Consider the following 20,473-nt stretch of genomic DNA (forward strand, 5'->3'; position numbering starts at 1 on the left):
CCGTCACACCCCCCTCTGTCCTGCCGGACAGTCCGGCAGGACAGAGGGGGGGTGCCGTAGAGCGCTATCGGACGAGCACTACTTCCCAGCCATCCCCTTCAGCCGGTACAGCGCCTCCAGCGCTTCCCTGGGCGTCGTCTCGTCGGGATTGATCTCCGCTAGCGCCAAACCCAGCCCATCACTCTTCGCCGGCTTCGACGCTTCCCGCTTCGCCGCCACGGAAAACAGCGGCAGGTCGTCGACCAGACGGTTGGCCTTGCCCGAGACCTCGCCGGCTTCAAGCTGGTGCAGCACTTCCTTGGCCCGGCCGACGACGGCCTCTGGCAGGCCGGCCAGCCGCGCTACCTGGACGCCGTAGGAACGGTCGGCCGCACCCTTGCCGACCTCGTGCAGGAAGACCACGTCGCCCTCCCATTCCTTGACCCGCATGGTGACGTTGGAGAGCCGCGGCAGTTTTCCGGCCAGCGCCGTCATCTCGTGGAAATGCGTGGCGAAGATCGCCCGGCAGCGGTTCTTCTCGTGCAGATATTCGACCGCCGCCCAGGCGATCGACAGGCCGTCGAAAGTGGCGGTGCCGCGGCCGATCTCGTCGAGGATGACCAGTGCGCGCTCGCCGGCCTGGTTGAGGATCGCCGCCGTCTCGACCATCTCGACCATGAAGGTGGAGCGGCCGCGCGCCAGATCGTCGGAGGCGCCGACCCGCGAAAACAGCCGGTCGACGACGCCGATATGGGCTGATGCCGCAGGCACGAAGGAGCCGGTCTGGGCGAGGATGGCGATCAGCGCGTTTTGCCTGAGGAAGGTCGATTTGCCGCCCATATTGGGGCCGGTCAGCAGCCAGATCGCGCCGGCCTTGGCATCGCCTTGCGGCGACAGGTCGCAATCATTGGCGACGAACGGACCTTCGCCGGAACGCCGCAGCGCCTGTTCGACCACCGGGTGGCGTCCGCCCGCAATCTCGAAGGCAAGGCTCGCATCGACCAGCGGCCGGCACCAGGCCTCGCTCTCGGAAAGCAAGGCAAGTGCGGCCGAAACGTCGAGCACGGCGAGCGCTTCGGCACCGGCACGGATCGTGTCGGCCTGGCCGACCACTTCCGCCGTCAGCGCCTCGAAAGCGGCAAGCTCGATCGCCAGCGCCCGGTCGGCGGCGTTGGCGATCTTGGTTTCCAGTTCGGCGAGTTCCGTGGTGGTGAAGCGCATGGCGTTGGCCATGGTCTGGCGATGGATGAAGCGCGCCTTGGCGCCGTCGCTGCCGGTCATCAGCGCATGATGATTGGCGGTGACCTCGATATAGTAGCCGAGCACATTGTTGTGCCTGATCTTCAGCGAGCGGATGCCGGTCTCGTCGATCAGCGAGCGCTCCAGCCCGGCGATCACCTTTCGTGACTCGTCGCGCAGCGCCCGCATCTCGTCGAGTTCGGCATGGTAGCCGGAACGGACAAAGCCGCCGTCGCGCTTGAGCAAAGGCAGCTCGTCGCTGAGCGCCTGCGCCAGATGCGTCGCCAGTTCATTGGGCAGCGCCTTGATAGCTCCCAACGCCGCGGCCAGTTCGCCCGGCAAGGCGGTTTGGCCGAACAGTTCGGCGATGGCGCCGGCCGCTTCGAAACCGGCGCGCAGCGCGCCGAGGTCGCGCGGGCCGCTGCGGTTGAGCGCCAGCCTGGACAGCGCGCGCGGCATGTCGGCAACGCTCTTCAGGCTTGCCCGCACCGCCTGGCAAAGGCGCGTTTCGGAGCGGAAGAACGACACCGAGTCCAGCCTTGCAGCGATTGCCGCCGGATCGGTCAGCGGCGCCATCAGCCGGTCGGCGAGCAGCCTTGCACCGCCGCCGGTCACCGTGCGGTCGATCGCCTTGAACAGCGATCCGTCGCGGCTGCCGGACAGCGTGCGCAGCAGCTCCAGATTGGCGCGCGTCGCCGGGTCGATGAACAGCGTCGAACCCTGCTCCTCGCGCTGCGGCCGCGACAGCGGCGGCCGCTCGGCCTTCTGCGTCTTCTCGACATAGGCGATGACGCCTGAGATCGCCGACAGTTCGGCGCGCGAAAACGTGCCGAAACTGTCCGGCGTTGCCACCTCGAAGAAGCGGGCGATGCGGCCGGCGGCCGAAGCCGAATCGAACAGCGACGGCGGCTGCGGGCTGGCGACGCGGCCGAGCACGTCGAACACCGGTTTCAGCTCCGGGTCGTAAAACACCGGCTCGGCGACGATCAGCTCGCGCGGATCGACGCGGAAGACGTCGGCGAGCAGCCGGTCGGCGGTGGTCTCGGCGACGCGGAAGACACCGGTCGAGATCTCGATCCAGGCCAAGGCGAAACTTCCTTGGTTCCCTGTCGCGCTGCCGCGCTCCCCGCCTCTTGTATCGCTGCTGCCGCCCTTGACCCGTCCCAGCGCCATCAGAAAACTCGATTCCGACGGCGCCAGCAACTTGTCCTCGGTGATGGTGCCTGGGGTGACCAGCCGCACCACGTCGCGGCGCACCACCGATTTGCCGCCGCGCTTCTTCGCCTCGGCCGGATCCTCGATCTGCTCGCAGACGGCGACGCGGAACCCCTGGCCGATCAGCTTCTGCAGATAATCGTCGGCGGCATGCACCGGCACGCCGCACATCGGGATGTCGAGCCCCTGATGCTTGCCGCGCTTGGTCAGCACGATGCCGAGCGCCCGGCTTGCCTTCTCGGCGTCGTCGAAGAACAGCTCGTAGAAATCGCCCATGCGGTAGAACAGCAGCGAATCCGGGTTCGCCGCCTTGATCTCGATATACTGCTCCATCATCGGCGTCGCCGGCGCGAAGGCCGGCGTGGCGTTGTCGCTTCGAATGGGCGTCTCGTCGTTCAAGAAGCTGCTTCCAAAATTTTGCAAGCCATGCTTGGCGGTTTACAGCGGCGAAGTGTAGCCTTAATCCCGAACCTTCCACAAAAGAAAGCATGCGCACCCATCTCAAGCGGTGCCGTACGGGCGAGGAAACCGAAAGTACCATGGCCAAGAAAACCGAAAGCAACGGGCCCTCCGTCAGCGCCCAGGAGGCATTGGAATTCCATGCTATGGGCCGCCCCGGCAAGCTGGAGATCGTAGCCACAAAACCAATGGCGACGCAGCGCGATCTCAGCCTTGCCTATTCGCCGGGCGTCGCTGTGCCGGTTCTCGCCATCGCCGAGGACCCGAGCCGCGCCTTCGACTACACGGTTCGCGGCAACATGGTCGCCGTCATCTCCAACGGCACCGCCATCCTCGGCCTCGGCAATCTCGGCGCGCTGGCCTCGAAGCCGGTAATGGAAGGCAAGGCGGTGCTGTTCAAGCGCTTCGCCGATGTCGATTCCATCGACCTCGAGGTCGATACCGAGGATGCCGACGAATTCATCAACTGCGTGCGCTTTCTCGGCCCCTCCTTCGGCGGCATCAACCTCGAGGACATCAAGGCGCCGGAGTGCTTCATCATCGAGCAGCGGCTGCGCGAGCTGATGGACATCCCGGTCTTCCATGACGACCAGCACGGCACCGCCATCATCTCGGCCGCCGGCCTGATCAACGCGCTGGAAATCACCGGCCGCGACATGAAGACCACGAAAATGGTCTGCAACGGCGCCGGTGCTGCCGGCATCGCCTGCATCGAATTGATGAAGGCGATGGGCTTTGCGCCTGAGAATATCATCCTTTGCGACACCAAGGGCGTCGTCTTCCAGGGCCGCACCGAAGGCATGAACCAGTGGAAATCGGCGCACGCCGTGAAAACCGGCGCGCGCTCGCTGGCCGAGGCGCTGGACGGCGCCGACGTGTTCCTCGGCCTCTCGGCCAAAGGCACGCTGACCACCAAAATGGTGCAGTCGATGGCCAAGAACCCGATCATCTTCGCTATGGCCAATCCCGACCCCGAGATCACGCCGGAGGAAGTCGCCGAGATCCGCACCGACGCCATCATGGCGACGGGACGGTCCGACTATCCCAACCAGGTCAACAATGTGCTTGGCTTCCCCTACATCTTCCGCGGCGCGCTGGATGTGCGGGCGACCACCATCAACGACGACATGAAGATCGCCGCGGCCAAAGCGCTCGCCGAACTGGCGCGCCAGGACGTGCCCGACGACGTCGCCGCCGCCTATCAGGGCATGCGGCCGAAATTCGGCCCCAACTACATCATCCCGGTGCCGTTCGACCCGCGCCTGATCTCGGCCATTCCGATTGCGGTGGCCAAAGCGGCGATGGACTCCGGCGTCGCGCGCAAGCCGATCCTCGATCTCGACCGCTACGCGCAGGAGCTTTCCGCCCGCCGCGACCCGATCGCATCGACGCTGCAGCGCATCTACGACCGGGTGCGCCGCCAGCCCAAGCGCATCGTCTTTGCCGAGGGCGAGGAGGAGCAGGTGATGCGCGCCGCCGTCTCCTATGTGAACCAGCGACTCGGCACCGCCATCCTGCTCGGCCGCGACGACATCATCAAGGAAAACGCCAGGAACGCCGGCATCGACCTCGGCAAGCAAGGCATCGAGATCATCAATGCGCGGCTGTCGCGGCGCAACTCCGTCTACACCGACTATCTCTACGAGCGCATGCAGCGCAAAGGCTTCCTGTTCCGCGACTGCCAGCGGCTGATCAACAACGACCGCAACCATTTCGCCGCCTGCATGGTGGCGCTGGGCGATGCCGACGGCATCGTCACCGGCGTTACCCGTAACTATTCGACGGCGCTCGACGACATCCGCCGCGTCATCGACGCAAGGCCCGGCCATTGCGTCATCGGCGTGTCGATCGTGCTCGCGCGGGGTCGCACCGTCCTCGTTGCCGACACCGCGGTGCACGACATGCCGGATGCCGTCGAGATCGCCGACATCGCCGAGGAGGCCGCCGGTTTCGCCCGCCGCATGGGCTACGAGCCGAGGCTCGCCATGCTCGCCTATTCAACCTTCGGCCATCCGCAGGGCGAGCGCTCCGAGCGCGTCCAGGAAGCGGTGCGCATCCTCGACAAGCGCCGCGTCGATTTCGAGTATGACGGCGAGATGGCCGCTGACGTGGCGCTCAACGCCCGCGCCATGGCGCAGTACCCGTTCATCAGGCTGACCGGCCCGGCCAACGTGCTGGTCATGCCGGCCTTCCACTCGGCCTCGATCTCGACCAAGATGCTGCAGGAGCTCGGCGGCTCGACCGTCATCGGCCCGCTGCTGGTCGGCCTGAACAAGCCGGTCCAGATCGTCTCGCTCAATGCCAAGGATTCGGACATCGTCAACATGGCAGCGATTGCGGCGTATAGCGCAGGAGCTTGACGAGCGGGGGCAGCAGCAGCGCCTCTCCCTTCTCCCCCTGTGGGAGAAGGTGGCCGAGCGAAGCTCGGTCGGATGAGCGGTGTTCCAGCTTGGCACCGGCAGCACTCCGTCCAGCACCCCTCAACCGTCTCGGCGCTGCGCGCCGATCCACCTTCTCCCACAGGGGGAGAAGGAAGAGATGCCGCTACAGCAGCCCCGCCTGCTCGGCCTCTCTGCGCAAATTCTGGCGTGGCCTTGGGCCGATCTGCTGGATGACCAGCCCGGCCGCTAGCGAGCCGAGATCGCCGCAATCCTTGAGGCTGCGGCCTTGCGTGTAGCCGTAGAGGAAGCCGGCGGCATAGAGGTCGCCGGCGCCTGTCGTGTCGACCAGCTCGCGGATCCTGGTCGCATTGATGGTCACGGTCTCGTCGCCGCGCACGATCACCGAGCCCTTTTCCGAGCGGGTGACGGCGGCGATCTTGCAGTCCCTGCGGATCCGCGCCAGCGCCTCGTCGAATGAAGCGGTCTGGTAGAGCGACTTGATCTCGTGGCTGTTGGCAAAGACGATATCGACGGTGCCGGAGCGCATCAGATCGAGGAATTCGTCGCGGTAGCGATCGACGCAGAACGAGTCCGACAATGTCATCGACACTTCGCGCCCGGCGGCGTGGGCGAGCTTAGCCGTCTGCCTGATCGCCTCCTTGGCGCGCGGCGGGTCCCACAGATAGCCCTCGAAATAGGTGACGGCCGCGCCCGACGCCTTGTCGGCCTCGACGTCCTCCGGGCCGAGCTCGACGCAGGCGCCGAGATAGGTGTTCATCGAGCGCTCGCCGTCCGGCGTGACGAAGATCATCGAGCGCGCTGTCGGCGGTTCGCCGTTAAGCGGCCTGGTGTCGAAGGCGACACCCTGGGCATGGATGTCATGCGCGTAGATTTCGCCGAGCGCGTCGTTGGAGACCTTGCCGAAGAAAGCGGCGCGACCGCCGAAGGAGGCGACGCCCGCCGCCGTGTTGCCGGCGCTGCCGCCCGAGGCTTCAATGGCCGGGCCCATGCGGCTGTAGAGCAGTTCGGCGCGCCTCGTGTCGATCAAATTCATCGCGCCCTTGATGATGCCGTTGGTCTCCAGGAACGCCTCGTCGCACTGGGCGATGATGTCGACGATGGCATTCCCGATACAAAGCACGTCATAGTCCGGCATCAATTCATGTCTCCGCCAAAAAACCCACCGGCTTTCTGCCACGCCGGGCGCGGGCGGGTCTAGCGGTTTGATGCGGCTTTGCCTAGGCCGCGAGTTATAAATCCGGGCAGAGCGCATGCTTCGTATCGCGCGGTTTGCGCTTGTCTCGCGACCTGTCTCCGCCTATCCCGAAATATCGCCCATGGCCTCGTTTGACATGGAATTGGAAACGCCGTGATCCTCGACGCCGCCCGTGCCGCCTTGAGCCGGCTGTTCTCGCCCGAATTCCGTTCCGTGTTCCTGAAGACGCTGGGGCTGACCTTGCTGGCGCTGGCGGCGCTTTGGTTCGGGATCAAGAGCCTGTTCGAATTGCTGGCCTGGCCGTGGATCGATGCATGGCTGCCCGCCCCACCCTCCTGGGCCGGGTGGCTGGGCGCCGTCGTCGCCGGCGTCGGCCTTGCGCTGGGCTTGGCGCTGCTCATCGCGCCGGTGACGGCGATCATCGCCGGCCTGTTCCTCGACGACGTCGCCGAAGTGGTCGAGCGCACCGATTATCCAAACGACCCGCCCGGCCGCGCCGTGCCGGCGTTGCGCTCGCTGGTGCTGGCGATCCGGTTTTTCGGCGTCGTCATCCTCGGCAACATCGTCGCCCTGCTGCTTCTGCTGGTGCCGGGCATCAACATCGCCGCCTTTTTCGTCGTCAACGGCTATCTGCTCGGGCGCGAGTTCTTCGAGTTCGCCGCCATGCGCTTTCGCCCGGAGGCCGAGGCACGGGCGTTGCGCAGAAAGCACTCGATCACCGTGTTCCTGGCCGGGCTGGTGGTCGCCGCTTTCCTCGCCGTGCCGCTGCTCAACCTTCTGACGCCACTGTTCGCCGCCGCCATGATGGTGCATCTGCACAAGGCGATCTCGGCACGGGAAGGGAGCTAGCGCAGCAGAAAGCCGCGCCCCAGTTCATCATCGTCCTCGACTATGAATTCGGCTCGGCCTGAGTAATAGGCGCGGCCGCCGACGCGGGCGATGATGGCGTCATGCGGCCCGGCTGTGGCCGTGCGTACGACCGCGCCGGAAAAGCGCGAGCCGGCAATGCTCTCGAACAGCCGCGTCCGGCCAATTTCGATCTGCCCCTTGGCGTGCATGGCCGCCAGCCGCGCGGTGACGCCGGAGCCGGTCGGCGAACGGTCGACCTCGGCCTCGGCGAAAACGCAGATGTTTTTGGTCGGCGTATCGGAGAACGCATCCTGTCCGTCGGTCAGGATTGTGCCGTAGAGAAAGGCGAGATCGGCATGGTCGGGATGCGACAGCGGCAATTCGGCCTTGAGCTTATTGGTCAGCGCGGTCGCCGCATCGACGAAATCGCGCACGCGGTTCCTGCCAAATTCCAGCCCGAACTGGCGGCAGTCGGCCACTGCATAGAAGGCGCCGCCATAGGCGATGTCGAAGCCGACCGGACCATAGCCCGGCAGCTCGATCCGCTGGTCGCCGACGAACAGAAACGCCGGCACGCTTTCGAAGGACACCGCGCCGGCCTTGCCATCCCTTACCTCGACTGCAGTCGAAATCAGCCCGCATGGCGCCTCGATATTGACGGTCGTCAGCGGCTCGCGTGGCGCCACCAGCCGCTCGTCGACGGCGTAGCGGCCGAGCGCGACGATGGCGTGGCCGCACATCGTCGAATAGCCGTCATTGTGCATGAACAGCACCGCGAGGTCGGCGCCTGGCAGGTCGGGCTCCACCAGCAGCGCGCCATACATGTTGTAATGGCCGCGCGGCTCGAACATCAGGATCTTTCTGAGATGATCGAGATGGTCGCGCACATAGGCACGCTTTTCGAGGATCGTGCCCTTGGGAATATCGGGGTAGCCGCCGGTGACGATCCGCAGCGGCTCGCCGCCGGTGTGCATGTCCACGACCGTGAGGGTCATTTGCCGGGCCCGACCTAGGCGGAAGGTTTGGCAAACAGCGCCTGCAGCTTGCCGAACGGCATGGCGGCGCGGGTGAAGCCGAAGGTGCCATCCTGCTGGATCTCGCGCGCCGCGGTCTCCAGCATGCCGAAGGCGAAATTGGTCAGCCACGGACCGAGCGAGACGCGCTTTACCCCCGCCATGGCCAGGTCGGCGATGGTGAAGCCGGGCCTGGCCATGACGTTGACCGGCTTGGTCAGCGCCGAGCAGACGGTTCGCACCATCTCGATGTCGTCCAGCCCCGGTGCATAGAGCACGTCGGCGCCGGCCTTCTCGAAGGCCTGCAGCCGCTTGATCGTATCGTCGAGGTCGGGCTTGCCCCACAGGAAATTCTCGGCTCGCGCGGTGAAAACGAAATCGCGTTTCAGTGCCCGTGCCGCTTCCGCCGCCGCCGCGACGCGCTCGACGGCATGCGCAAAATCATAGATCGGCTTGTCGGGCTCACCGGTATGGTCCTCGATCGAGCAGCCGGCGAGGCCAGCCGCCTCGGCGGCGAAGATGGTCTCGCCGGCACTTGTTGCGCTGTCGCCCTTGCCCTTTTCGAGATCGGCCGAAACCGGCAGCCCGGTCGCCGCCGAGACTTCACGGCAATGATGGATCATCGCCTCGAACGTCACCGCGCCATCGGGCAGGCCGCGCGAAAAGGCAAAGCCGGCGCTGGTCGTGGCCAGCGCCTTGAAGCCGAACGACGCCAAAAGCTTGGTCGTGCCGACGTCCCAGGAATTGGCCATGACGAAGATCGAGGCATGCAGGTCGCGAAAAATCTTGCCCTTGTCCATGGATGCTCCCCTCCAGTGCAGAATGTGAGGCAAATTCTAGCCCGGCGGCAGGCGCCGGGCAAACAAATGCGGTTGGCTCAGAAGCGTTTGGCGTTGTCATCTGCCAATCGATCCAGCGCGTCGGAATCCTTGACATAGCGCGAAGCATTTTTGTCCCAATGATAGGTGACGGAGATGTCGCGCGAAGACGCCTCTGGCGGCGGCTGGCCGTCGCAGCTTTCTTCTCCCGGCAGCGTCGCGTCGGTCACCGTGACCTTGATGGCTGCATAGGGCTGGCCGTCGGCGATCACCTGGAACGCCGCATTCTGTGTCCTCCTATGAGTGCAGAGGTTTTCGTCGAATGTATAGATCATGTCGATCAGCTCGAAGCTGTCGTTGCGGACCATGACCAGCGGCGTGATCCCATAGCCCTGGCTCGAATTGAAATGCATGCTCATGCTGATGATGGCGTCATCGCCGGGCCCGATCGACAGCTTGCCCGGATCGCGAAAGTAGGTGCTGCGGTCGACGGCAACATTGACCGCGTCGAGCAAGGCCGGCTTGCCGGTGATGTCGTAGAGTGCCAGCACGGCATAACCCTCGGCGCTGTCAGGCGAGTCGCCGAGGTCGAGCAGCATCGCCAGCCGGTCCTTGCCGCCGGTCTTGATGTCGAGCACGTCACCGCTGGAAAGACCCGACGTCGCCGGCGGCGAGCCGTCGTAGTCCGGTCCAGCGATGTGGCGCATCTCGATCGGCATCGAACCTCGGAAAAAGCCGTCCTTGTCCGCCGCCAGATCGGGAATGACCATCCTGGCGAGATCGAGATAGGTGACATCGCCGTGGCCGGGGACGGCGCTGCCGAGCTCCGGGAAACTGACGGCCTCCGCGCTGGCCGTCGTCCAAAGACAGGGCAGCAGCAGGCAGGCAAAGATGAAACGAAGCAGGGAGAAGGTCATGCGCGCGCGCTCGTTATCTCGGGCGCGCGCAAGCTAGAGCATTTTGCGACCAAGAGGAAACACTTGGCGTTGCCTCACTATGTTGGCTTGGCTTGGCTCGCCAGGGTCTGCTGGAAAACCGGCACCAGCTGATCCATGGCGGCTGCGAGCCACGCGCCGAGTTCGTCGGGCAGAGTGTCGTGGATCCAGACCAGGCGGCTCCGGCCCTCGCCCTCGGCAAAGACCTGCATGGAGGTATTATCGTGGGTGACCTCATCGCCGAGCCATCCCCACACGATTCGCCGGCTCTGCTCGTCGCGGGCGATGAGCCGCTCTCGCACGATCTTGCCGTCGGCGAAAGTAAGGGCCCGTACGTCGCCCTCATCCACCCGGCAGTCGACGAAAACGCCTGGGGCTATCCGTTGGGCGCCGCCGGCGAAGTCGCCCACCGCGCCGCCGCATCGTCGATACGGCGACCGCGCTGTTTTCTCTGGAGGGGGTCCGTGCCGTCGGCATCGACCGCATCATCGCCGAGGCCGGCGTTGCCAAGGCGACGTTCTATCATCACTTCGCGGCCAAGGACGATCTCGTCCGCGCCTATATCGAGGAGCTCAGCAAGGGAGGACGGGCGGCAATCGCGAGCCTTGGCCGGCGGCCACCTCGCCAGATGATCCCCGCCATATTCGATCTCATCGCCGACGCGGCGGATCAGCCGGGCTACCGCGGCTGCCCGTTCCAGAATGCCGCGGCCGAATACCCCGACCCGAGGAGCCCGGTTCGCCAGGCAATCGATAAGCATCGTCACTGGAAGTGGGGCACCCTCAGGGACTTGCTGATCGCTGACGCAAATCGCGATCCGGACCGCACCGCAGACGCGCTAACGGTGGCGGCGGACGGTCTCCTTGTCGTCAGTCATCTCGACAGGCCGGCCAATCTGCGCAGTCTCATACGCGACACCGTCGACCGAGTACTTGGAGGCCCGCGCCCGGTCTGAGACCGGGGGCGCGTGCAGCCTGCGCATAGGCGATCAGTGGATCGGCACCAGCCCGGCCAGTTCACGCATGTCGTCGAACAGGATGCCGCCGGCTCCGATCAGGCCGTCGCGGTCGGAAAGCGGGTCGCCGTGGTAGGAATAGACGCGCATGCCGGCGGCGATGCCGGCTGTCGTCCCGGCGACGCTGTCCTCGATGACGATGCAGTCGGCGGGCGCGAAGCCCATCGTCGCTGCCGCATGCAGGAAGAGGTCGGGGAACGGCTTGCCGCGCGAGACCATGGTCGAGCTGAACAGCGCATGCTCGAACAGCGGCAGCAGTCCGGTCTGGCCGAGCGTGATGTGCATTTTGGACACCCGTGCCGACGAGGCGACACAGGTGGCGATGCCGGCGGCGTGCACGGTTTCGATGAACTCGCGAACGAAGGGGATGGCCTCGACGCCATGCGCGAACAGGTCGGGCAGGCCGGCGTTCCAGCGCTCGACGAAATCGGCGCCGAGGCTGACGCCGGTCGCCTCGACTTCCTTCTGCACCGAGACCATGCTGCGGCCGGAGAAATTCTTGCGGCAATATTCGAAGCTGGCCGGAAAGCCGGCCGCGGTCAGCCACTCGGCGAGGCGCCGATTGGCCAGGTTCTCGGTATCGACCAGAACCCCGTCGCAATCGAAGATGACGAGCTTGGGTATTTTCATCAGGCCGTGCCGGTCGATCCGAAGCCGCCCGAGCCGCGCGTTGTGCCGCCAGCCAATGTGCGCTCCTCGACGGTCGCCTGCGTCACCGGGGCGAAGACGATCTGGGCGATCCGCATGCCCCGCGTCACCGCGAAATCCTCGTCGCCGAGATTGATCAGCAGCACCTTGACCTCGCCGCGATAGTCACTGTCGATGGTGCCCGGCGTGTTGAGGCAGGTGAGCCCGTGCTTGAAGGCGAGGCCCGAACGCGGCCGGACCTGGCCTTCGACGCCCTCCGGAATTTCCAGGACCAGCCCGGTCGGCACCAGCGCGCGCTTTCCCGGCAGGATCAAAAGCGGCCTGTCGTCCGGGACGGCGGCGCGCAGGTCCATGCCGGCGGCGCCCGAGCTTTCATAGGCCGGAAGCGGCAAGCCCTCGCCATGCGGCAGCCTGACGAAGCCGACAGCCGGACCGATGACGGAGGTGGGATAAAGTGCTGCGCGCATGAGGCTGATCCTATCGTCGCGAACGCCGGCTCAGTCAACTCGGCGGCAATGCTATCAACGGCTTTCTTTCAGTGCGGTTCCGCCTCAGCGCAGTTCCATCGGAACGACCGTGGTCTCCTTGATCTCCTCCATGACGAAGGAGGCCGAAACGTCGGATAGTGCCACCTTGGCGATCAGCCGTTGATAGAGCCGGTCATACGCCTTCACATCGGCGACGCGGGCGCGCAGGACATAGTCGAGATCGCCGGACATGCGGTAAGCGCCGGTGATCTCGGCAAAGCCGGTCACCGCCGCCCGGAATCTTTGCAGCCAGTCGGGATCGTGGTTGGAGGTGCGGATCAGGATGAACACCGAAAGGCCGAGCCCAAGCTTGTCGGCATCGACCAGCGCCACCCGGCCGGTGATGACGCCGTCCTCCTCCAGCCGCTTCACCCGGCGCCAGCAGGCATTGCGCGACAGCGATATTCTTGCCGAGAGCTGGTCGACGGACAGCGTGCCGTCGCGTTGCAGCTCGGCCAGCAATCTCCGGTCTATTTCGTCTATTTCCGGCGCCATGTGGGATGTTTGTCCCAAAATTCAGCCTTTCACAAGGACAATTTGAGACCGATGAACCGAACACCCATGCCAGTATACTCATCGCCGGCTCTTCATGCCGGCAGGAGGGATCGACATGACCGCACGGCTCGCAAGACTTTTCACCTCTCACCCGGCCGCGGTCGGCGAGAGTTATTTCGGCCATATGGCTTTCGCCGCATGGTTCTCGTCGCGATTGTTCATGGCGGCCTTTGCCGCGCTCGTTCATGCTTTCTTGCCGTTTCTGTTCGAGACCACGGCAAGCGGCATCATCCGTGAGCTCTATGAGCGGACGCACAACAGAGGACGGTAAGCCGCAGAGGTACCGAGCGCAGCGAGGCCGCTGGACAGCGCCGACCCTCAACAGGCCCCGCAGCGCAATCCCGATCAAGCGCCGCCATCGTCGAATGCCGAGCCAGGCTTGTATCCACGCGCCAATCCGCCATTTTGAGGATCGCGGCGCGATAGCCCGGAGCATTCACCATGGATATCGTCTTTTCCTCGACCACCAAACTGGCCGCGGCCATCCGCGACCGTACGGTTTCCGCAATAGAGGTGCTGGACGAGCATCTGGCGCAGATCGACAGGCACAATAAGGCGGTCAATGCCGTCGTAACCCTCGATCGGGACGGTGCGCGGCAACGCGCCGTCAAAGCCGACGACGCGCAGGCGCGCGGCGAGGCTCTTGGGCCGCTGCATGGCGTGCCGTTCACACTGAAAGACACGCATGAAACCGCCGGCATGAGAACCACCGTCGGCTTCCCGGCCTTCGCCGACTATGCTCCGAGGGCAGACAGTCCGGTCGTTGCCCGGCTGAAGGCGGCAGGCGGCGTGCTGGTGGGCAAGACGAACGTGGCGACGATGCTCGGTGACTGGCAGTCTGACAATCCACTGTTCGGCCGCACCGGCAACCCCTGGAACCTCCAGCGCACCGCCGGCGGCTCCAGCGGCGGTGCGGCGGCGGCGCTCGGCACTGGTATGACGCCGTTCGAGGTCGGCACCGACATGCAGGATTCGATCCGGCTGCCGGCCGCCTTTTGTGGCGTCTACGGCCTCAAGCCGACCGAGCACCGCGTCTCGCTCGCCGGCGCCTTCCCCGACCCGGGCGGGGCGCCGCGCAGCGTGCGGCTGATGTCCTGCCTCGGACCGCTGGCGCGCAGCGTCGAGGACCTGGCACTGATCTACGGCCTCATTGCCGGGCCGGATGGAAGCGATACCGACCTTGCGCCGGTACCGGTCGAAACCATGCCGGAGCTGGATCTCAGAAATTTGCGCATTGCCGTCGCGCCGTCCTTTCCGGGCTTTCCGGTGGCCGGCGAGATCAGCGCGGCGGTCGAAAGTCTGGCAAAGGAGCTTCAGTCGGCAGGCGCCATCGTCGAGGATGCCAAATTGCCGGAGCTCGACCTGCACGACGACCTAGCACAAGGCGGTGCGCTGATCGGCATGATGCTGGAGGCGGCCCAGCCCAAACCACCGGAGAAGCCGACGCCGGTCTCGCGCTGGTTCGAGGCGCTCGCCCGCCGCGACAGCTCCATCCTGGCGTGGGAACGGTTCTTCGACGGCTGCGACGCCTTGCTGTGCCCGGTCGCCATGGCCACCGCCTTCCCGCATTGCGAGCCGGGAACGCCGATCGAGGTCGACGGCAAGACGCAAAGCTACTTGATGCTGCCGGCCTATGGCGCGGTATTCAACTACAGCGGCCATCCGGCACTGTCGCTGCCCTGCGGACAAGATCGCGACGGCCTGCCCATCGGACTACAGCTTGTCGGCAAACGCTGGTCGGAGCGGCGCCTGCTCGGAATCGCCAGGGCAATCGAGCCGCTGGCCGGCGGCTTTCGCCGCCCGCCCGGCTATTGAGTAAACCGCGCCAGTCCGTAGGGATCAAGCAGCGGATCGCGCTCGCCGTCGAGGATTTCGCGGGCGGCGAACAGGGCGACGGCCGGCGCCAGCGTGATGCCGGAATGCATAACGGCGACATAGACGCCGCTCGTGCCTTCGGCGCGGCCTATGATCGGAAAGCCATCGACCGGCGTGGGCCGATAGCCAATGGTGTGGAAATCGAGTTCCAGCCCATCCGCGCCGCGCAGCATCGCCTTCATCGCCGCAAACAGCTCGCGGGCGGTGGCCGGGGCATCCATGCCGGGATCGGCGCCACCGAAATCCGAGCCGGCGATGACGCGGCCTTCCGCCGTCTGGCGCATATGCAGGCGGTCGCCGATCACCAGGCCGTTGAGCAGCTTTTCGTAGGGGCGCGAATGCACGATCAGGCCGGGCGGCGTTTCGATCGGCAGTTCTATCCCGGCTGTGGCAGCGATTGCCGGGGAGCCGGCTCCGGCCGCGATCACCACCTCGTCGGCAGCAATCCGCCCGCCGGATGTATCGACGCCGGCAATCCTGCCGTTGGCTTGCACCAGAGCGGTGACGGTCGTCCCGGCTACAATTCGCGCGCCGCGCCGTTCGGCGTCGGCCAGCAGTGCTTGCGTGGCGGCGACCGGCTCGGCAACGCCTTCCTCGGCGACATAAAGGGCGAAATCGGGAAGCTCGGTCAGATTGGGCTCGATGCGGGCCGCTCCGGCAAGGTCGACACGCTCGATGCCGTAGCCCCATGCGGAGTGCTCGGCCGCATAGGCTTCGAGTTCGGGACGTGGCAGGTCCCAGCACAGGCCGCCGCACCATTGCAACGGGATGCCGGGCACCTCGTTCGCCAGTCGCGTCCATTCGGCCATCGATCGAGTCCGTAGTCGGAAGTAAGGCTGCGGATTACCCCAGCTGGCATTGATCCAGGCAAAGGAATTCGGTGTCGCGACGCCGCCGGCGCCGCTGCCGGCAACGACCGTCACCTTTGCTCCAGCCCTGGTCAGGTGCCAGGCGATGGAGGCGCCGATGATACCGGCGCCGATGACGATCACTTCTTTCGCAGCTGTCATGCTTCACTCCTCGTTCCAACGCCACCACTGCGATGCCATTGCCCGTGGGTTCTGCCAAGAGCGAGCCGTATCAAATGTGCCTCTTGACTTTAATACGTACGTACGTATTTTACCTGGCATGGCTAGACATTCACTTCGCGAAAAACTTCTCGACGCCGGTTTCAAAACCATCTGGAGCTCCGGCTATTCGGCCGCCGGCGTACGCGACATCGTCGCCGCGGCCGATGCCCGTCCGGGGTCCTTCACCAATCATTTTGCCTCCAAGGAGGCGTTCACCGGCGAGGTGCTGGACCGCTATTTCGCCTATGTGAGCGGTTTGGCGGAGCAGGCCCTTGCCCGGGACGGCACACCCCCGGTCGGGCGCTTGCGCCGCTATCTCGAAATCATCACGTCGAAGCTGGAGGCGCATGATTGGGCACGGGGCTGCATGATCGGCAATCTCAGCCTCGAGACGGCGGCTCACAGTGAGGCGCTGAGGCTGCAACTCGTCGCCATCTTCGAACGCTGGCGTAAGCCCTTTGCCGAATGCATTGCCGAAGGCCAGGCGGCTGGCGACATCACCGACGCGTTCGATGCCGAGGACCTCGCCGATTTCCTGTTGAGTTCCTGGCAAGGCGCGATGCTGCGCATGAAGGTGGAGCGCAGTCCCGAACCGCTCGAGCGTTTCAAGAACATCGTCTTCAAAACAGTCTTCGTAAAAAAGGAGCTGATCCGATGAACCCGAAACTCGAAAAGCAGCAATCCCGCACAATGGTGCCGCGCTCGCAAGTCGCGGTACTCGATTCCACCATCTCCTATGTCGAGGCAGGTACTGCCGGTCCGACGATGCTATTCCTGCACGGCAACCCGACGTCGTCCTACATCTGGCGCGACATCATCCCGCATGTGGCGCCGTTCGGCCGCTGCATTGCGCCCGACCTGATCGGCTATGGCCAATCCGGCAAGCCGGACATCGACTATCGCTTCTTCGACCACGTCCGCTATCTCGACGCCTTCATCGAGACGCTTGGCATCACCGACGTGGTGGTCGTCGCGCAGGACTGGGGCACCGCGCTCGCCTTCCATCTCGCGGCCCGGCGGCCGCAGCGGATCCTCGGCCTCGCCTTCATGGAATTCATCCGCCCCTTCGAGAGTTGGGACGATTTTCACCAGCGTCCGCAGGCGCGCGAATTGTTCAAGGCAATGCGCACGCCGGGCGTCGGTGAGAAGCTTGTCCTGGAAGACAACGTCTTCGTCGAAAAGGTGCTGCCGGCTGCGGTGCTGCGCACGATGAGCGATGAGGAAATGGCCTCCTACCGGGCACCGTTCCCGACGCCGCAATCACGCAAGCCGATCCTGCGGCTGCCGCGCGACCTGCCGATTGAAGGCCAGCCCGCCGATGTCGCTGCCATCAGCGAGCACGACCATCGGGCACTCCGGCTCTCCTCCTACCCGAAGCTGCTTTTCTCAGGCGATCCGGGGGCCCTCGTCTCGCCGCATGCGGCACGGGAATTCGCGGCCGGCCTGAAGAACTGCCGGTTGATCGATCTCGGACCCGGCGCGCATTATCTACAGGAGGACCATGCCGACAGGATCGGCGCCACAATTGCCGAGTGGATTCCGAAGGTGGCCTTCGAGAGCCGAGCGACCGAATCGGCCTGACGTCGGGACGTGAACCGGCGGCAGCCGGAGACGTCGACAGCTTAGCTCTGCCGGTGCCAAGCGATGGAGGCGCCAATGACGCCGGATCCAATGACGATGATGTTCTTGCTCACGGCCGTGTACCTTCAAACGCCCAGGACTTCTTGCCCTCATTGCCACCATGCTACAGACTTACCAAGGGCGATGCCGGGACCGCTCTCGAAGCGGGTCGATGACGATCGCCTCACTGGAAACGTTCAGCTCAATCACATGGGGGTCATTTGCGCCGCTGGATAAAAGGGCTGGTTTTTGCTGCAGCCGGAGCCGCCATTGTCTATGCCGTCTTCTTTGGCCCGCTGCCGTTCGTTCGATCTTGGTGGCAGGACGACAACTGGCTGGATCCTTTGCATAAACGCCATCGCATCGCTGACGGTTTGGTGCTGACCGGGGCGTTGGTTGGGAAATCGCGGGCAGAAGTTGTTGCCATGCTCGGCGAGCCGCCGAAGACGGACTATTTCGAGGACTGGAGTCTGGTTTATATTCTTGGTTCGGAAAGAGGATTTTTTTCGATCGACTCTGAACGGCTGGTTATGCGCCTGGATGACGTTGGCTCGGTCACGCAGGCGGCTATCGTCAGAGATTGAACCTGCTGCCGGGGTATCAGCGGTGTTTCCGTTCGACAGGCTGGAAAAGCGCTGCTAGAAGCCCGCGCCACAGACAGGATTCCATGAAATTGGCTGAAGACATCGAACAAGCGGTATCGCGCCGCCGCACTTTCGCGATCATTGCCCACCCCGACGCCGGCAAGACGACGCTCACCGAAAAACTGCTTTTGTTCGGCGGCGCCATCCAGCTTGCCGGCGAGGTCAAGGCCAAGAAGGACCGCATCCAGACCCGCTCGGACTGGATGAAGATCGAACGCGAGCGCGGCATTTCGGTGGTCACCTCGGTGATGACCTTCGAATACGAGGACACCGTCTTCAACCTGCTCGACACGCCCGGCCACGAGGATTTCGCCGACGACACCTATCGCACGCTGTCGGCGGTCGACAGCGCGGTCATGGTCATCGACGCCGCCAAGGGCATCGAGCCGCGCACGCTGAAACTGTTCGAGGTCTGCCGGCTGCGCGACATCCCGATCATCACCTTCGTCAACAAAATGGACCGCGAAAGCCGAGACCCATTCGACATCCTCGACGAGATCGAGCAGAAGCTGGCACTGGATACAGCGCCGATCACCTGGCCGATCGGCCGCGGCAAGACCTTTTCCGGGACCTACCATCTGGCGCTGAACGCGGTGCGCAAGGGCGACGCCGAAAAGGAGCGCACGCCGGTCAATGGACCCGATTCCAACCGCGTCGCCGGCCTGTTGCCGGAGAACGAGCGCGAGGCCTTCATCGAGGAGCTGGAACTGGCGCGCGCGGCCTGTCGCCCGCTCGACCTCGATGCCTTCCGCGAGGGCCATTTGACGCCGGTCTATTTCGGTTCGGCGCTGCGCAATTACGGCGTGCGCGACCTGATCGAGGCGCTCGGCGCCTACGGGCCGCCGCCGCGCGCGCAGGAGGCCGACAGCCGCAAGGTCGAGGCGACCGAGGACAAGATGACCTCCTTCGTCTTCAAGATCCAGGCCAATATGGACCCCAACCATCGCGACCGCATCGCTTTCGTCCGCGTCTGCTCCGGCAAGCTCGAGCGCGGCATGAAGGCCAAGCTGGTGCGCACGGGAAAACCGATGAGCCTGTCGGCACCGCAATTCTTCTTCGCCCGCACCCGCGTCACGGCCGACGAGGCGTTCGCCGGCGATGTCGTCGGCATCCCCAACCACGGCACGCTGCGCATCGGCGACACGCTGACCGAAGGCGAGGAGATCCTGTTTCGCGGTGTGCCGAATTTCGCGCCTGAAATCCTGCGCCGCGTTCGCCTCGGCGATGCCATGAAAGCCAAGAAGCTCAAGGAAGCACTGCACCAGATGGCCGAGGAAGGCGTCGTGCAATTGTTCTCGCCGGAGGACGGCTCGCCAGCCATCGTCGGCGTCGTCGGCGCCCTGCAGCTCGACGTCTTGAAGGAGCGGCTAAACTTCGAATACACACTGCCGGTCGATTTCGAGATGTCGCGCTTTTCCGTCTGCCGCTGGATATCGGCCGACGATAAGGCCGAACTCCAGCGCTTCATCGAGGCGCATCGCGGCGACATCGCGCGCGATCTCGACAACGATCCGGTGTTCCTCGCCCAGCACGCCTTCTCGCTCAACTACGAGGCCGAGCGCTGGAAGGCGATCCGCTTCACCGCGGTCAAGGATTATCAGGTCCGCGACAGGGCGGCTTGATGCGCCCCTTCCCTTCTCCCCTTGTTGTGGGAGAAGGGAAGGGGTGTTCCAGGAAACACCAACGTCTCATTCCGTCCAGCACCCCTCAACCGTCTCGGCGCTGCGCGCCGATCCACCTTCTCCGGCACGAAGGAAAGATCGCGTTCGTTCACCCTTTCGCTGCCTCTTCGATCTTGGCGATGTCGATCTTGCTCATCTGCATCATCGCCTGCATCACGCGGCCGGCCTTTTCCCTGTCGGCGTCCAGCAGCAGCCTGGGCAGCTGCTCGGGAACGACCTGCCAGGAGAGGCCGAATTTGTCCTTCAGCCAGCTGCACTGGCTGGGCTGGCCACCGCCCGCGATGAGCCTGTCCCAGAAATAGTCGACCTCTTCCTGCGTCTTGCAGTCGATGGAGAGCGAGACCGCCTCGGTGAACTTGAATTGCGGCCCGCCGTTCAGCGCCTGGAACTGAACGCCGTCGAGCTCGAATGAGACCATCAGCACCTTGCCCTCATTATCGCCGCTGCCCTTGGGCCAGCGCATCACGCTCAGCACCTTCGAATTCTTGAAGATGGAGACATAATGGTTCATGGCCTCCTCGGCCTGATCGTTGAACCACAGGCAGGGGGTGATCTTTTGCATTCTCTTGCTCCTCGGGCTGGTTTTGGCTTTGTTTTCACTCGCAAAACGGCTGGCTGGCAATTGATGCCCGGTTCCGCCGTCTACCCAAGGACGCTCGAACGAGACCCGATCCGACAGCACCTCTGACTTTTTATGGTCTGGGCCGGCTGCGTCTTTGGCTGGCCGCTCGTT

20 protein-coding genes are annotated in these 20,473 nt (G+C 64.7%); 9 read left to right on the forward strand and 11 right to left on the reverse strand.

Annotated elements, in window-relative coordinates:
* Nucleotides 1-78 precede the first annotated feature (78 nt).
* Nucleotides 79-2,769 (reverse strand): DNA mismatch repair protein MutS, encoded by a 2,691-nt coding sequence (gene mutS / locus NKH90_RS07620; protein ID WP_352818788.1) that lies wholly within the window; start codon nt 2,767-2,769, stop codon nt 79-81.
* Nucleotides 2,770-2,972: 203 nt separating this feature from the next.
* Here mutS and NKH90_RS07625 point away from each other — a divergent pair, with 203 nt between their 5' ends.
* Complete coding sequence (locus NKH90_RS07625) at nt 2,973-5,252, forward strand: NADP-dependent malic enzyme (RefSeq protein WP_023676376.1); 2,280 nt, start codon at nt 2,973-2,975, stop codon at nt 5,250-5,252.
* Between the two features lie 184 nt (nt 5,253-5,436).
* On the opposite strand, the gene NKH90_RS07630 is transcribed toward NKH90_RS07625, so the two are convergent.
* Nucleotides 5,437-6,429: an adenosine kinase gene (locus NKH90_RS07630; RefSeq protein ID WP_352469968.1), complete on the reverse strand. Its 993-nt coding sequence runs from the start codon at nt 6,427-6,429 to the stop codon at nt 5,437-5,439.
* Nucleotides 6,430-6,642: 213 nt separating this feature from the next.
* Here NKH90_RS07630 and NKH90_RS07635 point away from each other — a divergent pair, with 213 nt between their 5' ends.
* On the forward strand, nt 6,643-7,338 hold the full coding sequence (locus NKH90_RS07635; RefSeq protein ID WP_352818514.1) for a sulfate transporter family protein: 696 nt from the start codon (nt 6,643-6,645) through the stop codon (nt 7,336-7,338).
* Here the strand turns inward: NKH90_RS07635 and NKH90_RS07640 are convergent.
* The 4 genes from NKH90_RS07640 to NKH90_RS07655 form a co-directional block, all read right to left on the reverse strand.
* Nucleotides 7,335-8,333 (reverse strand): proline racemase family protein, encoded by a 999-nt coding sequence (locus NKH90_RS07640; protein ID WP_352818517.1) that lies wholly within the window; start codon nt 8,331-8,333, stop codon nt 7,335-7,337. The genes NKH90_RS07635 and NKH90_RS07640 overlap by 4 nt on opposite strands.
* A gap of 14 nt (nt 8,334-8,347) precedes the next feature.
* Nucleotides 8,348-9,151, reverse strand: a complete 804-nt coding sequence (locus NKH90_RS07645) for an isocitrate lyase/PEP mutase family protein (protein ID WP_352681377.1) — start codon at nt 9,149-9,151, stop codon at nt 8,348-8,350.
* 77 nt (nt 9,152-9,228) lie between these two features.
* Nucleotides 9,229-10,086, reverse strand: a complete 858-nt coding sequence (locus NKH90_RS07650) for a hypothetical protein (protein ID WP_352818521.1) — start codon at nt 10,084-10,086, stop codon at nt 9,229-9,231.
* 77 nt (nt 10,087-10,163) lie between these two features.
* Nucleotides 10,164-10,514, reverse strand: a complete 351-nt coding sequence (locus NKH90_RS07655; protein ID WP_352818524.1) for an SRPBCC family protein — start codon at nt 10,512-10,514, stop codon at nt 10,164-10,166.
* 11 nt (nt 10,515-10,525) lie between these two features.
* Between NKH90_RS07655 and NKH90_RS34795 the strand changes: the two genes are divergently transcribed.
* Nucleotides 10,526-11,059 (forward strand): TetR/AcrR family transcriptional regulator, encoded by a 534-nt coding sequence (locus NKH90_RS34795; protein WP_502898806.1) that lies wholly within the window; start codon nt 10,526-10,528, stop codon nt 11,057-11,059.
* Nucleotides 11,060-11,092: 33 nt separating this feature from the next.
* On the opposite strand, the gene NKH90_RS07670 is transcribed toward NKH90_RS34795, so the two are convergent.
* The 3 genes from NKH90_RS07670 to NKH90_RS07680 all read right to left on the reverse strand — a co-directional run bounded on the left by NKH90_RS07670 (nt 11,093) and on the right by NKH90_RS07680 (nt 12,789).
* A complete protein-coding gene (locus NKH90_RS07670; RefSeq protein WP_352818530.1) occupies nt 11,093-11,749 on the reverse strand; it encodes an HAD family hydrolase in 657 nt (218 codons plus the stop codon).
* Nucleotides 11,749-12,234 (reverse strand): dUTP diphosphatase, encoded by a 486-nt coding sequence (gene dut / locus NKH90_RS07675; protein WP_023717930.1) that lies wholly within the window; start codon nt 12,232-12,234, stop codon nt 11,749-11,751. Before dut ends, NKH90_RS07670 begins: the two co-directional genes overlap by 1 nt.
* Nucleotides 12,235-12,318: 84 nt before the next feature.
* On the reverse strand, nt 12,319-12,789 hold the full coding sequence (locus NKH90_RS07680; protein WP_023676368.1) for an Lrp/AsnC family transcriptional regulator: 471 nt from the start codon (nt 12,787-12,789) through the stop codon (nt 12,319-12,321).
* A 115-nt stretch (nt 12,790-12,904) separates the two neighbouring features.
* Between NKH90_RS07680 and NKH90_RS07685 the strand changes: the two genes are divergently transcribed.
* Nucleotides 12,905-13,120: a DUF6356 family protein gene (locus NKH90_RS07685; protein WP_352469961.1), complete on the forward strand. Its 216-nt coding sequence runs from the start codon at nt 12,905-12,907 to the stop codon at nt 13,118-13,120.
* A gap of 170 nt (nt 13,121-13,290) precedes the next feature.
* The gene (locus tag NKH90_RS07690) at nt 13,291-14,664 is read left to right on the forward strand and encodes an amidase (RefSeq protein WP_352614557.1); all 1,374 of its coding nucleotides are present in this window, start codon (nt 13,291-13,293) and stop codon (nt 14,662-14,664) included.
* On the opposite strand, the gene NKH90_RS07695 is transcribed toward NKH90_RS07690, so the two are convergent.
* Nucleotides 14,658-15,734, reverse strand: coding sequence for an NAD(P)/FAD-dependent oxidoreductase (locus NKH90_RS07695; RefSeq protein WP_352469959.1), 1,077 nt, complete (start codon nt 15,732-15,734; stop codon nt 14,658-14,660). The two genes, NKH90_RS07690 and NKH90_RS07695, sit on opposite strands and share 7 nt — an antisense overlap.
* A gap of 118 nt (nt 15,735-15,852) precedes the next feature.
* Here NKH90_RS07695 and NKH90_RS07700 point away from each other — a divergent pair, with 118 nt between their 5' ends.
* From NKH90_RS07700 to NKH90_RS07715, 4 genes are all read left to right on the forward strand, one after another.
* Nucleotides 15,853-16,452, forward strand: coding sequence for a TetR/AcrR family transcriptional regulator (locus NKH90_RS07700; RefSeq protein ID WP_352614617.1), 600 nt, complete (start codon nt 15,853-15,855; stop codon nt 16,450-16,452).
* On the forward strand, nt 16,449-17,375 hold the full coding sequence (locus tag NKH90_RS07705; RefSeq protein ID WP_352818535.1) for a haloalkane dehalogenase: 927 nt from the start codon (nt 16,449-16,451) through the stop codon (nt 17,373-17,375). The genes NKH90_RS07700 and NKH90_RS07705 overlap by 4 nt, the downstream gene beginning before the upstream one ends.
* A gap of 260 nt (nt 17,376-17,635) precedes the next feature.
* On the forward strand, nt 17,636-17,998 hold the full coding sequence (locus tag NKH90_RS07710; RefSeq protein WP_352818538.1) for a hypothetical protein: 363 nt from the start codon (nt 17,636-17,638) through the stop codon (nt 17,996-17,998).
* A gap of 83 nt (nt 17,999-18,081) precedes the next feature.
* Nucleotides 18,082-19,680 carry a peptide chain release factor 3 gene (locus NKH90_RS07715; protein ID WP_502898805.1) on the forward strand — a complete coding sequence of 533 codons (1,599 nt, stop codon included), beginning with the start codon at nt 18,082-18,084 and terminating at the stop codon, nt 19,678-19,680.
* Nucleotides 19,681-19,828: 148 nt separating this feature from the next.
* Here the strand turns inward: NKH90_RS07715 and NKH90_RS07720 are convergent, their stop codons facing one another.
* Entirely contained in the window at nt 19,829-20,302 is a 474-nt protein-coding gene (locus NKH90_RS07720; RefSeq protein WP_352540429.1) for a VOC family protein, read from the reverse strand.
* Nucleotides 20,303-20,473: the final 171 nt, after the last annotated feature.

This window comes from Mesorhizobium sp. M0898 (assembly GCF_040319695.1).
GTDB lineage: Bacteria > Pseudomonadota > Alphaproteobacteria > Rhizobiales > Rhizobiaceae > Mesorhizobium.